The organism is Paenibacillus kribbensis, from assembly GCF_002240415.1.
GTDB classification, from domain to species: Bacteria; Bacillota; Bacilli; order Paenibacillales; family Paenibacillaceae; genus Paenibacillus; species Paenibacillus kribbensis.
In genome coordinates, this window is the sequence record NZ_CP020028.1 from 4,616,056 (window position 1) to 4,629,192 (window position 13,137).

Here is a 13,137-nt window from a genome sequence, read left to right on the forward strand (position 1 = left end):
TCGCAGAATAGCACAGAAATGGGGAATCACCATGGCGAGAGAAAGCTTTGACAAAGAAATTCAATTTCTGCGCATGCTGACATTGACCAGCGGCGCTTACAATCGGCAGCAATTTGCAGACAGACTGGGCATTTCGGTACATACCTTCGACAAGACAATTCGGCGGCTCAAGGAAATCGTCCAATCCGTGCAGCAGCAGCTGCCTGCGGAGCAGGGGCACGATTTTAACGAGCTGCTGCGCTTCAATTATTATGAATCCGCTGATCCACTACTGCTATTCCTATTTCGAGCCAAATCGCTCAAGGAATCGGAAAGCCTCCGTTTGGCTTTACTGCTGACAGCACTGCAATCACAGCCCCTGACCACTATGGAGCTGCTGGATGCCTGCTGTGACGGACTGCCATCCGACAATCCACTGCCGGATGAGAAAACAATCCGTTCGGACCTGAAATATCTGGTCGAAGTCGGTGTGGTTCGCAAAGAGCCCGGCGGCAGACCGTACCGCTATGCTGTCCGCAATGATCTGGTCGCAGGGCTGACAGATGAAGAATTACTGGACCTGTATGATTTTGTGGACATTATGGCCAACACCCAGCTTCCCTCCGTGCAGGGATTTCTGCTGCGTGATCATTTAAAAAAAGCGATGCGCCGTCAAGGCGGAGATCGAGATATGGCGGAACCTTTTTTATATAAGTATCACTACTACTCACGCATTCTGGACGAGGCCCATATCCATCCGCTTTTGCATGCCATTCGGCAACGTCGCTGTGTGACTTTTTTATATTTTTCGACATCCAAACGAAGCATGTACGGGTCACAGAATACCAATCCGCTGTTTGAAAAGGAGACAGAAGGCCGTGAACATACCATTCTGCCCTTGCAGGTCATCTATGATCATCAATACGGACGCTGGTATGTGCTGGGTCACGTGGGCGGCAAAGGAATCATGAAGTTCCGTTTGGAGGGCATGACTCAATTAATGGAGGGAGAGTCCGTGCCAGAGCAGCGTTTTGCCGATCTGCTGGCGGTGCTGGAAGAAAAAACGCGGTATAGCTGGCTTGTGGATACTGGACGCGCTGTAAAGGTTCGGGTACGTTTTTATAATCCTGAGGGCGCAAAACGCAACTTTATCCGGGAACGTGTGCTGTCACAAGGACAATGGGGTACGATTACGGAAGAAGATAATGAATCCTTTATCTATGAAATTACGGTGAATGGAATTACCGAGATCAAACCGTGGATTCGCAGCTTCGGGTCAAGCTGTGAAGTATTGGAGCCCCGGCAACTGCGCAAGGAATTCAGGCAGGAATGGAAGGAGCTGCAAGCCTATTATGAGCCTGTTCGAGAAAATATTTAACTATCAGATCGTCTCACGACTGGATGAATCGGGCGCTTTTGCCACCACATCGCAGGAAAGGGTCTGGCTCCAATCCATGCTGGCAGACTCAGCGGCGGCAGAGGCTTTTACACCAGCAACGCTGGATAAGCTTCGATCGATGTTGGCAGACGATGAGCCGCTAGAGGCCGATGGGAGCTTGAAGGAAAAGGCAGGCAGCTCTGCTTCCTCCGTCTATCATCCACTCCTGCGTGTATTGCGTCCCATCCTGCGGTCCCGTTCAGGCATCTGTATGAACTACAGACTGCGCAATGGGCGCACGCATGAGCGAATGTCCGGGTTTCCTTACAAGCTGGAATATTCCATGGTCAAGAAAGAATGGAGCCTGCTGTGGTATAACCGCCGACACCGCGCGCTGATGTCCACCAAGCTGTCTAACATCGTAACCGTCTCGGAGGAAGAGTTTTCACCTGAAGAAGCAGAGAAATTGACCCAGCGTATACTCGGTATTCTGGAGTCGCGCAAAGTACAGGGCATCATTGAGATTATTCCTATATACAACGGGGAAATGTCCCGTATTTTATATGCTTTTTCCTGCTTTGAAAAAGAGGTGGAATATGTTCAGGAAGTAGATACCTATCGTATTACGCTCACCTTTCAGGCAGACGAATGTGAATATGTGCTATCCAAAATCCGTTTCCTCGGCAAACGTGTCAGGGTCGTCCAGGGCGCCCGGCTGATTTCCCGCATGAAGGAGACCATCGCCAAAGCGCTCGCGCGGTACGAAGAAGAAGAATAGCCAAGAATGGCCCTTCCTCGTCCGTTCATTAGACAAAGGAAGGGCCTTTTCAACGAGTTACGGCAAAGCTTGTCCACGCGCGCTGACGTACAATTCATACCATTCCTCACGGGTCATCAGCTCGCTCTGACGTTCCGCATCCTGACAAGCCTTGATTCGTTCAGGATTAGCGCTGCCAATGACGGGCTGAATCCGTGCCGGATGCTTCATAAGCCAGCCCAGGACGATAGCTTCACGTGTCGTGTCTTTTTCAGAAGCCAGCTTTTGCACTAGTTCTGCCGTCTTACGAACATGCTCCGGCTCTCCGTCCAAAGGACCTCCGCTAAAACGTCCCTGCGCCAGCGGTCCCCACGCTTGAAGCTGAATATCCTCCGTTTGGCAATATTCCAGCAAGCCTTCGCCAAAATGCACATTCGTCCCCGCCTGCTGATTCACATGCACTGTCTGGTCTACAAAATGCAGATGTGCCAGGCTCATTTCCAGCTGATTCACGATCAATGGCTCCGTCAGGCTGCGCTCCAAAAACCGAATCTGGCTTACATTCATATTGGAAACACCAAAGTGCCGTACTTTGCCGGACGCCTTAAGCTTGCTGAATGCCTCTGCTACTTCTTCCGGTTCTACCAGCGGATCGGGGCGATGCAGCAGCAGGATGTCCAAGTATTCGGTTCCCAGACGCTTGAGAATGCCGTCCACAGACTCCATAATATGAGCATATGAGAAGTCAAAACGGCCCGGAAGCGTACCATCCGGCAGGAAAATCCCGCATTTGGACTGAATTACGATTTGTTCACGCAAACCGGGTTGTCCCTTTAAAATCCGACCGAAAATTTCTTCCGCTTTTCCCATGCGATAAATGTCTGCATGATCGAACATCGTAATTCCGATGGAACGCGCTGCTTCTACCGCTCTTTCTGCTTCAACGATATGCTCCTGCGTAAATGGGGCATGACTCCATTCTCCACCAAAAGGCATACAACCAAGCGCCAAACGACTATCTGAGATTCCACGTTTCTGTAAAGGCATGATCTTCATTATTGCTCCTCCTTCATCCTTCAAAATATTTGCGTCATATAATCTTTATCCGAATATCCCCATGCTCAAATAACGTTCTCCGGTATCTGGCGCGATACAGAGCACCCGCTTGCCCGCTCCCAAACGCCGGGCCTCCTGAATGGCCGTCCAGATCGTAGCTCCACTGGAGGGCCCCACAAGAATCCCTTCCTGGGCAGCAATCGCCCGGGTCATTGCAATCGCATCCTCATCGGCAACCTGTACGATTTCGTCATAAACCTTCGTATTCAGTACGTCAGGAATAAATCCCGGACTGGTGCCAACCAGCTTATGCGGACCGGGTTTTCCACCGGACAGCACTGGCGAACCCTTTGGCTCGACCACAACCACCCGTAGATTCGGCAAATGCTGGCGCAGCACTTCACCCGTTCCCGTAATGGTACCGCCTGTTCCCGAAGAAGCGACGAATACATCCAGTCTTCCTTCCGTCTGTTCCAAAATTTCAAGTGCCGTCGTTGTACGGTGAATGTCCGGGTTAGCCTCATTTTCAAATTGATGCGGGATAAAGCTCCCTTCAATTTCAGCCCCCAACTCAAGCGCCTTGCGAATCGCACCGGGCATCCGTTCCTCTGCCGGGGTCAGCACGACCTCAGCACCGTATGCTTTCAAAATATTGATTCGTTCCTTCGTCATATTCGACGGCATCACCAGAATCGCACGATAGCCTCGGGCAGCCGCATTCATCGCAAGTCCAATTCCCGTGTTGCCGCTAGTCGGCTCAATAATGATGCCTCCCGGCTGTAGATGCCCTGCCTTTTCGGCCTCTGCGATCAGGTTGCCCGCCGCACGATCCTTGACGCTGCCGCTTGGATTAAAATATTCCAGCTTCACATACACCTCTGCATCCTGCGGCCCTGTGAGCCGTTGCAACCGTACACAAGGCGTATCTCCAATTAAATCGGTAATATGATGTACCACTTTAAGTGCCATCGTTGTCCCCTCCTTGGCTGTTCCATACATCGTTATTTACTATCCTAATATCCTACTAACAAAATAACATAATTAGCTGCTCCCTACCCGCGCTTTTGTAAATTACATCAATCTTATCGATTTAGTTTGTAAAATTCTTGCAAAATGGGTCGCCAGATATCGTCTGTAGTGATATACTCGCAGTACTATTTTTTCAGGAGGATATAAGAAACATACGAGTACTCAAGAAACTATGACAGCAAATCGCTTTCCCCCCTCCTTGTTATGGCTGACACTTGGTGCCTTCGCCATCGGTATGACCGAATTCGTCATTATGGGACTGCTCCCCAATGTAGCCCATGATCTTCATGTTACGATTCCGCAAGCCGGACAGCTTATCACCAGCTACGCGCTGGGTGTGGCCATTGGCGCACCTGTGCTTACCGTATTAACCCACAAGGTGCCGCAAAAAAAGCTGCTCTGCCTGCTAATGACCATATTTATATTAGGCAATCTATTCTCCGTCGTTGCGCCCAACTACGAGCTTCTCATTGCCGCCCGAATGGCTACCGCGTTATCACACGGAACCTTTTTGGGAGCCGGTTCCCTGATCGCCGCCCGACTGGTTCGTCCAGACAAGCGGGCGGGTGCCATTTCTATGGTCCTGACCGGATTGACCGTAGCGAACATTATCGGCGTGCCCTTTGGCACCTTTATTGGGCAACAGCTCGGCTGGCGTGCTTCGTTTGGAGCCATTGTCGTGATCGGTCTCATTTCTCTTTTCGGCATCATTCGTTATATCCCGGTCATTCAGCAGGACAAGCCTTCCAGTCTCAAACAGGAAGTCCGAAGCCTGTTTCATCCCAAGGTACTGCTGATGCTGCTCACAGGGGCTGTCGGCTGTGGCAGCCTGTTTTCTGTCTTTACGTACATTACGCCTTTGCTTACGGATATTAGCGGCTTTGCCGAGCATAGCATTACATGGATTCTCGTCCTGTTTGGGCTCGGCGTAACCATCGGCAACATCGTTGGCGGCAAGCTCGCAGATTGGAAGCTGCTGCCGTCCTTGATTGCAAACTATGCTGTATTGGCCATTATTTTGGCTATTTTGACCTTTACGCTTCACAGCAAGGTACTGGCTGTCATCACCGTCTTTATCTGGGGGATTGCCGCGTTCGGCATCATGCCAGGCATTCAGGTTCGCATTATGAATCTGGCCTATGAAGCTCCATTGCTCTCCTCCACCTCCAGCCATTCTGCTTTGAATCTGGGCAACGCAGGTGGCGCTTTTATCGGTGGAGTCGTTATTAATCAAATGGGGCTGGCTGCCATCCCATGGGTCGCATCACTGATCACCGTCGGCGGCCTGTTCCTTATGCTGGTCAGCTACATGATGGATCGCAAAACAGCTCTTGCTGAAGCAGCAGTAGAGACGCAGTCATAGAAAAAAGGGACTTTCGTTCATTTGAGCGCAAGTCCCTTTTTAGTGTACTTAATCGACGTATCTAACCAGTCATTAAAATTGAAAGGCTCTATCCAAATGCTCAGCTTAACCAACGGTAAAAAAAGTCCCGATACCCCTGCTTCATCACCTTACTCGAAAATTGTTCCATGGCGTATGCCTGATTCTCCATCGAAACCCGGCGAGGTGAGGCGGCAGCCATATTGACCAGCTCGAACCAGTTTTTCTCATTCCCTGAAAAAGAATGCGTGGAACTGATATGTCCATAGCAAGGATGCTCCGGCTTGACAACGATTTTTCCCATGGCCAGCGCTTCGGTCAGCGGCATCGCGAACGTGTCGAATTTGGAGCAGCTCCAATACACCTTCGCCGTGTTCATCAGCGCAAACACCTCATCCTGCGTCAACGCAAATTGTAGCTTTACATTGTCCGGAATGTCATATTTCTTCATGCTTTCCTTGTAGCGTTCTCCGCCAAACACCATATAGACATCCTTGTCAGGATTATGCCGCGCATACTCCAGCACCAGATCAGGACGCCGATTCTCCTCATCTCTACCGATCCACATCACCCGGTTATCCACAACCTGTGAAGGGTCGAAATGCTTTTCCACCAGCCGCTCATCGAATCCAATCGGGATCACCGTCACATCGGTTACGCCAAACTTCGATGCCATCTCCTGCTTGAGAAAGGCAGTCTGTACGATAGCCTTGTCTACGATTTGATAAAAAGGCTTCATCATCTCGTAGCCTGTAAGTGCCGGATCAGGAAAACTGTGCGGAAAAAGTACACTGTTTTTAAAAAACATGTTCAAATATGTAAAGCCGGATACCGTATAAATCACGTGCTCAATCTGCTGCTCATGGAGCTGGTCCAATACGATATCATAATTGACGAGATCACCCTTTTCGTGCTCATAACCCGGTAACCAGTCATGGCTGCTCACATGGCGCTCCGGTGATACAAATACGATATCCACCCCCAATTCCAGTCCAATCTGCTTCAGACGTTCTGCAAAAATACGCGGACCCTGCGCTTCAGCAAATTGTATTTTTCTCATGACCAAGCCGACTTTTTTCATCGATTTCCCCACTTTCTTTGACGATCTTGATGCATCCTGTGTCTGAACCGCTATTTATTCACAGCGTTGAACTTGTCCCATTCCATCATCGCTGCACATTCGCTCAAGCAGGCTGACGTTTCCTTCAGTTGAGCTTTTAATTGCTCTTTTGACCATTTGTTGCTATTTCTATGCACATCCGATCCAATCCTCTGTAAATCACTGTGAATCAGCAATATCATCCACAGCGAAAATATCACAGCAAACATGCCATATTCCAGCAAAAATGCCGCTCGATCCATTCTTATACCGAGCAGCTCCAGCTGCTCCAGATACGTGTCCAGCATGCGAATACGCAAATCGGACGTCATGCGACGCGGGAACAACGGATGGGACATGTCGATCAGATGATATACATCCCACAGTGGTATGTTCAGATGAGCATGCTCCCAATCCAGCACCATGAGCCGCTCCCCGCTCAGCGCATAGTTCCCTGGATGAAGGTCACCATGCGACAGTACAAGCTGCTGAGCAAAAGACTGGTGCTCCAGCTTTACATAAATACGCTGCACCTGTTGCTCCGAGAATCCCAGTGAACTGCAAAGCTTCAGCACTTCAGGCTTGCGCTCGTACAGCTCAGAAGCCATCTCCTCAATAAGCGGCTTCGGTCCTCGCAGCGGAAGGCCAGTAAAACGCTCTGTCGGCAAAGCATGCCACCATGCGACAAATCCAACAGCTTGCAGCATCGTTTCTTCTTCATGTAGATGATGCAGCGGACCAAGGTCCTCCAAAATCATCCATTCCCCTCCGCCATCCGTGCCTGGGCCAGAATAGGCCAGCAGTCGAGGATAGATGGGCGGCAACGAAGGAAGCACATGCTCATACACCCATCTCTCCCGGCCTTCCTGCTCATCATTGGTCAACGGCTTGAACACATAACTTTCAGAAGGTAGTACGTAAAAACGTTCCACATCTCGACCATTCGTACCTGTATATAAAATTTCACGATTCTGCACCAGCGTATCATTCAAAGTACCGTCAGCGTTCACATAATGATGAAATAGATTCATAGCTACCCAACTCTTTTGTATAAAATGTAATAGCAAGATCATATCACAGTCCTCGTCTCAAACGAAGTCCGGATCGCCTTTGGGTAGCTCGATGCACCAAAAAAGGGCTTGTCCAATCAGATCCACGCGACCTGTTGGACAGCCCCTTGTCATCCCCGTACTCCTATCCTGCTCTGGTTAATATTTAGTATTGCCGGACTCACTCGTGTTGCTGGATTTAAAGCCCTTGAACAATTGTTCCACATTGTGAAAACGAGAGTTTGTAATTCTGGCCGAGCTGCTAGAGGAGTCCGTTCTAAAGATTGAATCCTTTACGTTGGAAATATCGGAGTTATCCAGCGTCATGTTTACTTTGTATTTAGTGCCCCCGTTTTGGCGAGCCAGCTTTCCGATATCATCGGCTCTAAAGTTTTTAATGTTAATCGTGCCTTCGGCATTCATTTGGAATACTTTGTCATAGGCATGGAACGCTCCGCCGCCCGTAATGTTTACCGTACCTGATTTTTTGAGCGTCAATGCATCTTCACCTACATCCTCCCACGTTACGTTGGAGATAGTTCCATTGCCATAAACATGCACACCATCCGCAGCAGGCGCAGCGATGATCACATTTTTCAGTGTTGCATTATTTTCAAGCTTGAAAATAGGCTTTTGATTCTCTTTCTGGCTTCCGTCCCCCAGAGTATCGGGATCAGCGACTACGGTCTTCCCTTTACCATCGTATACTTCTCCGGCTTTGACAACGATGGTCTTATGAACAACTTCCGGAGCTGCATGAGCAGAATAATTGCCAACAAATAATGCGACCAGCATACCTGATAAAGCAATACTTATTCCCTTTTTCAATACTTTGGTTGTTTTTATGTTCATTCAATTCATCCCTTTCGTCCATTTTTTATTTCTGCCGCTGTATCTGAGCTGAGCAAAACGAGTAGACCTTCTCACCACCTTTGGACAATGAACCCAGGAACCGATACACGTCTGTGTGGGATGATCTAATAAGAAATAACTAGCATATGTATACTTGGTATTTGGTTCAAAGTAATGAACTGCACTTTATTAAAAAACACAATTTGTAAATATAGCGATTTCATTTACAAATTGCATAATTCCATTATAGTCAAACTTCCAGTAATTTCAATATGTAATCCGGAAAAATATGTCCTTTTCTTCAACAAAGTACACAATTTCGCCTTTTTTATACTTGTTCAAATCTACTCTTCGTCAAATTACGCATCGGAATTTTTCATGATTAACCGTCTACTATATTCTATGGCATTCCATAGGATGATAATTACATCATGAACTTGTACCTCGCTTCTGATATGATCTATGCTATTGAAAGCGACGTTTGATGAACGTATAATGTATTTAGTGCTTTGAAGCGTTACATCTCAACATTACTGGTGAGAAAAGAGTGGTTATGGTGCAAAACAATACAGAGATTCCATTAAGAGAACAAAATATTGTGCTCATTGGTTTTATGGGTGTAGGCAAAACAACGATCGGTTCCCATCTTGCGCGCAAGCTGTATCGGGATTTCGTGGATATTGACCAGGAAATTGAACAAGAGTACAACATGCCCACAACAGAGATTTTCAAGACATACGGAGAACAGCGATTCCGTGAAATTGAAAAGGAGCATATTCTGAAGTTGTGCAGCAATACTCGCCTGAAAATCATTTCCGTTGGCGGGGGAGCATTTTTACAGGAAGAAGTGAAACAGGCTTGTTTGGCTTCATCCATCGTTTTCTTCCTGGATTTAAATTGGAATTCCTGGAAAGATCGGCTCAAAATGCTGATTGATACTCGACCAAATCTGCAAAACAAGACCTTAGAGGAAATTGAAGAACTTTTCCGTTCCAGACAGGATATTTATGCGGTGAATCACTCTAAGATCGATACAGATCAGTTGGATGCGGAAGAAGTCGCAGACTATATTATCCAAACTCTAAATCTGGGCTGGGAGTTGTATGAGCCTACTCGGGGATTGAATTAAAAAATTACAAAAAGGAAGACCCAACCATGTCACTGCATGAGGGCCTTCCTTTTTTTGCTCACTGCGGATTCACACTTATCGGCAGTAGCGTCATGCATCCTCTAATTGTGACGATGCAGCACCGTCAATATTTCTCTCAGTTCGGTGACAGGAATCTGCCCCGGCGCAGAAGCTTTCTTGGCAGCCCCAAAGGTCAGAGCCGAACCAAACAGTTCCCCGGTCAGACGGCTCACGACGCCTTTTCCCGCCATCGACATGGTAATAATAGGCCGATCCGCATACTCCTCTGCCATCGTACGCGTTGCATCCAGCAAGGTTAGCACATCGGCTGTATTGGTTGGCATAACCGCTATTTTAGGCAGATCGCCTCCCAATTCCTGCGCCTTGCGCAACCGGGATACGATTTCCTCCTTCGGCGGCGTCTTCTGAAAATCATGGTTGGATATAATCACATACACTTGATGCCGATGCGCAGCTTCTACCAGTGTTTTCACATCAGCCTCCTCATTGAAAAGCTCCACATCAATGAGTTCTACTTGCCCCGTCTCGGCCACCGTGCGGTTCAACTCCACATAACTCGCAGCACTGATCTCCTTTTCTCCGCCTTCCCGGGCACTGCGAAACGTAAAGACGAGTGGAATATTTCCCAGAATTGACCGAATTTCATTCAAGGCAGCCTTCACTTGCTCCAGGTTCTCCACATGCTCAAAAAAATCAACTCTCCACTCTACGATATCCAGGTCGAGTGTGCGTAGATGAGCAGCCTCTTCCTTCAATTGCTCCAACGTTTCTCCCACCATTGGAACACAGATTTTAGGCGCTCCTTCACCGATCAATACATCTTTCACCTTTACGATTTTTTCCATTTCCAATCCACTCCCCAATTCATAGTTTTAAGTCGAACATTTTACAATATTTCATAGTGTAACGCATTCTGAATAAGCATGCAGATGATTAGGCCCGGTTTGTTGGCTTACTCTGGATCAAACACAATTGTAGAGGATAATTTGCGACTTGATGGAAAAACGGCACTATACCGGAAATTAACAAACACTGCCAGCGCAATCCCCACCGCATTCACAATCAGAGCCAGCATAAAAACACTGGATATTTGAGAATGCTTCAAAAGAAAGCCGGTAAACACGGGAATAACCGTGTACGACAGCGAAGTTGCTGTGTAAACAAATCCGGTGATCTGCCCTTTTCGTTCACTAAAAAATTCACTCATGACGGACAATGTCAGCTGAAGCACGCCCGAGATAGAAAACCCTATAATACTTGAACAAATAATAGCCGCTGTCTGTGATTTGAAAAGAAGAAGCGCCCCAAATGCCAGCAAAGAAATACAAGGATAAATGAGAATAACCTGAACAGGCTTGATCCACTTTCTTAACACAATAACCAGTACAAACACGGAAACCAGTGAACCGACATTGTAATAGACTAATAGTCTAAGAGACTCTGACTCGGTCAGACCGATAAACTGCTGTCCAAAGGTAGGCAGCCACAGCTGAACAATATACAGCAAGGTTGGTCCTGTAAAGCCGAGCAAAATAAGACTCAGTCCTTCCTGCCAAAACCGCGGCTTACTCCGGTCATTTGCTACCAATTCGACCGTTTGTTCAACGCCAGATACCGAAGTATCACGTAAGGACTCCTTTGGTGACTGAACCCGCATGTCTGGAAATTTCATTTTGAACAAATAAATCGCATTCAGACCAAATATAAGTGCTGGCACAAAAAATGAAAACCCGTAAAAAATATCGTGATTCATAAAAAAGATGATCATCAACGGTAAAAATGCCGCCCCAATGGATATAAAGCCTCTTACCAAAACTGTAGCCGAACCGGAAGACTGCGGGAACGCCTCGATCAGAGCCGGATAGGTGCCGGAATCGAGAAAGGAATTCGCCACACCTGCCAGTACAGCCAGCACCATCGCCATTTCAAAGCTGGGGCTTAGCGGTATACCAACCAGGAAAACGGCCATCAGCAGCCCTGCGGCCACAATAAACGGCTTGCGACCATAACGGTCAGAGAGCACTCCAGATATGTACAGCGTAAACAGCCTGCCAAATCCCATCGCGGAAACCAAAAGACTGATGCCCGCCTGATCTGTATGAAAATGCTCTGTTAAAAAGGACATGTGTGACGCCAGCATAATATTAAACATACCAAACAGAAGATAGTTTACATATAGGCCAGTCGCCACCGAGAAAGAAGAACGTTTCATCATGAATTCACCTGCTTTTGTAAGTAAGTCTTGTGGCATTACTAATGTGAATCATTTCACATTTTCTGTATTGATGATGAAGTATAGAACACATTTTAAAATTTATCAAGCGAAAATACTGCGGGACACAGCTTAGACACGCTGATGCGTTTTCAGATAAAATTCCTCGCCATAGCTAAGTGCAAAGTTCCGAAAGTCCACGACCGCCGGGGATAAATATCTATTTTTGATGCTGGCCAGATAGATAAACCGCTCGTATTCGGGATTTACAATAGGCAATATTTTGACGTTAAAATATTCTAGCGAAGAAATTCGGGGCATGACCGCGATCCCGTAATTGATAGACACCAGTCCTGCCATTGCCGTATCCTCTTCAATCTCGCAAATGATTTGTGGCGTAACCCCTGCTCTGGCGAACAAATTTTCGATAATGGGCCGGACGCCGCTTTTTTTGTTAAAAAAGATAATTGGATAATCCGCCGTATCCTTGAGATCAATTTGATTGAGCGAAGCCAGCGGATGATCGGGTGGAACAATAACGACCAGCTCCTGCTGAGCCAGCGGAATAAACTCCACATCCGGTTCATTTTCAACATGAGAGCAGAATGCCACATCATAATGCTCCTGCTTCAGGCCTTGAATAATATCGTTCGTATTCCCTTGGTGAAAAGAAAAGGATATGTCCTTGCGGCCGTCCAAAGCCGAGAAGGCTTGAATAATCGCCGGAATGAAATGAGAGCCCAACGTGTAGATAAACGCCAAATCTATGGTCCCCTGGCTTGGACTCACCAATTCCCGCAAATCATGCTCTCCCTTCTCTAATTCGTCCATTGCGTGCTCTACATACTTTAGAAAAAACCGCCCGTATTTGTTCAGCCGAACATTTCTTCCCTGCTTTTCAAACAAATGAACCCCCAAATCCTTTTCCAATTCTGAAATTGCATGGCTCAAACTGGGCTGAGTAATACATAATCGTGCAGCAGCCTGGGTGAAATGCTCCATTTCTGCAAGTACACGAAAATATTGTAAGTGTTTCAGGTTCATAACATGGAGTCTCCTTCATTGATTTATATTTAAAATTATAGACCTAAACTATAGAAAATGATAGAAATATGCATTGGATTTATGATACCACTCCTTAATATAATAAAGGCATATCATAATTGAGTCATTGAAATATTGTGAATATTTTCAC

At 47.2% G+C, this 13,137-nt stretch carries 12 protein-coding genes; 4 read left to right on the forward strand and 8 right to left on the reverse strand.

What is annotated here, in order from left to right; translation table 11 throughout:
- Positions 1-31 precede the first annotated feature (31 nt).
- Both B4V02_RS20545 and B4V02_RS20550 read left to right on the forward strand, forming a co-directional pair.
- Positions 32-1,357, forward strand: a complete 1,326-nt coding sequence (locus tag B4V02_RS20545) for a helix-turn-helix transcriptional regulator (RefSeq protein WP_094156196.1) — start codon at positions 32-34, stop codon at positions 1,355-1,357.
- On the forward strand, positions 1,332-2,135 hold the full coding sequence (locus B4V02_RS20550; protein ID WP_094156197.1) for a WYL domain-containing protein: 804 nt from the start codon (positions 1,332-1,334) through the stop codon (positions 2,133-2,135). Before B4V02_RS20545 ends, B4V02_RS20550 begins: the two co-directional genes overlap by 26 nt.
- A gap of 57 nt (positions 2,136-2,192) precedes the next feature.
- Here the strand turns inward: B4V02_RS20550 and B4V02_RS20555 are convergent, their stop codons facing one another.
- Positions 2,193-3,170: an aldo/keto reductase gene (locus B4V02_RS20555; protein ID WP_094156198.1), complete on the reverse strand. Its 978-nt coding sequence runs from the start codon at positions 3,168-3,170 to the stop codon at positions 2,193-2,195.
- A 45-nt stretch (positions 3,171-3,215) separates the two neighbouring features.
- Positions 3,216-4,139 (reverse strand): cysteine synthase A, encoded by a 924-nt coding sequence (cysK, locus tag B4V02_RS20560; protein ID WP_094156199.1) that lies wholly within the window; start codon positions 4,137-4,139, stop codon positions 3,216-3,218.
- Positions 4,140-4,371: 232 nt separating this feature from the next.
- Between cysK and B4V02_RS20565 the strand changes: the two genes are divergently transcribed.
- Complete coding sequence (locus tag B4V02_RS20565) at positions 4,372-5,562, forward strand: MFS transporter (protein ID WP_094156200.1); 1,191 nt, start codon at positions 4,372-4,374, stop codon at positions 5,560-5,562.
- Between the two features lie 100 nt (positions 5,563-5,662).
- Here B4V02_RS20565 and B4V02_RS20570 read toward each other — a convergent pair whose 3' ends face one another.
- From B4V02_RS20570 to B4V02_RS20580, 3 genes are all read right to left on the reverse strand, one after another.
- Positions 5,663-6,661: a glycosyltransferase gene (locus B4V02_RS20570; protein ID WP_094156201.1), complete on the reverse strand. Its 999-nt coding sequence runs from the start codon at positions 6,659-6,661 to the stop codon at positions 5,663-5,665.
- Between the two features lie 50 nt (positions 6,662-6,711).
- A complete protein-coding gene (locus B4V02_RS20575) occupies positions 6,712-7,752 on the reverse strand; it encodes an aminoglycoside phosphotransferase family protein (RefSeq protein ID WP_208618690.1) in 1,041 nt (346 codons plus the stop codon).
- Positions 7,753-7,887: 135 nt separating this feature from the next.
- A complete protein-coding gene (locus tag B4V02_RS20580; protein ID WP_094156203.1) occupies positions 7,888-8,580 on the reverse strand; it encodes a pectate lyase in 693 nt (230 codons plus the stop codon).
- Positions 8,581-9,136: 556 nt separating this feature from the next.
- Here B4V02_RS20580 and B4V02_RS20585 point away from each other — a divergent pair.
- A complete protein-coding gene (locus B4V02_RS20585; protein ID WP_094157054.1) occupies positions 9,137-9,709 on the forward strand; it encodes a shikimate kinase in 573 nt (190 codons plus the stop codon).
- 101 nt (positions 9,710-9,810) lie between these two features.
- On the opposite strand, the gene aroD is transcribed toward B4V02_RS20585, so the two are convergent.
- From aroD to B4V02_RS20600, 3 genes are all read right to left on the reverse strand, one after another.
- Complete coding sequence (gene aroD / locus B4V02_RS20590; protein ID WP_094156204.1) at positions 9,811-10,575, reverse strand: type I 3-dehydroquinate dehydratase; 765 nt, start codon at positions 10,573-10,575, stop codon at positions 9,811-9,813.
- Between the two features lie 107 nt (positions 10,576-10,682).
- The gene (locus tag B4V02_RS20595; protein ID WP_425270795.1) at positions 10,683-11,942 is read right to left on the reverse strand and encodes an MFS transporter; all 1,260 of its coding nucleotides are present in this window, start codon (positions 11,940-11,942) and stop codon (positions 10,683-10,685) included.
- A 132-nt stretch (positions 11,943-12,074) separates the two neighbouring features.
- Entirely contained in the window at positions 12,075-12,986 is a 912-nt protein-coding gene (locus B4V02_RS20600; protein ID WP_094156206.1) for a LysR family transcriptional regulator, read from the reverse strand.
- Positions 12,987-13,137 lie beyond the last annotated feature (151 nt).

What these genes read in the sequence shown, in the direction of transcription:
- cysK (WP_094156199.1), bottom strand. Translation starts at nt 4,139, where the DNA reads ATGGCACTTAAAGTGGTACATCATATTACCGATTTAATTGGAGATACG.
- B4V02_RS20600 (WP_094156206.1), bottom strand. Translation starts at nt 12,986, where the DNA reads ATGAACCTGAAACACTTACAATATTTTCGTGTACTTGCAGAAATGGAG.
- B4V02_RS20565 (WP_094156200.1), top strand. Translation starts at nt 4,372, where the DNA reads ATGACAGCAAATCGCTTTCCCCCCTCCTTGTTATGGCTGACACTTGGT.
- B4V02_RS20580 (WP_094156203.1), bottom strand. Translation starts at nt 8,580, where the DNA reads ATGAACATAAAAACAACCAAAGTATTGAAAAAGGGAATAAGTATTGCT.
- B4V02_RS20550 (WP_094156197.1), top strand. Translation starts at nt 1,332, where the DNA reads ATGAGCCTGTTCGAGAAAATATTTAACTATCAGATCGTCTCACGACTG.
- B4V02_RS20555 (WP_094156198.1), bottom strand. Translation starts at nt 3,170, where the DNA reads ATGAAGATCATGCCTTTACAGAAACGTGGAATCTCAGATAGTCGTTTG.
- aroD (WP_094156204.1), bottom strand. Translation starts at nt 10,575, where the DNA reads ATGGAAAAAATCGTAAAGGTGAAAGATGTATTGATCGGTGAAGGAGCG.
- B4V02_RS20595 (WP_425270795.1), bottom strand. Translation starts at nt 11,942, where the DNA reads ATGAAACGTTCTTCTTTCTCGGTGGCGACTGGCCTATATGTAAACTAT.
- B4V02_RS20570 (WP_094156201.1), bottom strand. Translation starts at nt 6,661, where the DNA reads ATGAAAAAAGTCGGCTTGGTCATGAGAAAAATACAATTTGCTGAAGCG.
- B4V02_RS20575 (WP_208618690.1), bottom strand. Translation starts at nt 7,752, where the DNA reads ATGATCTTGCTATTACATTTTATACAAAAGAGTTGGGTAGCTATGAAT.
- B4V02_RS20545 (WP_094156196.1), top strand. Translation starts at nt 32, where the DNA reads ATGGCGAGAGAAAGCTTTGACAAAGAAATTCAATTTCTGCGCATGCTG.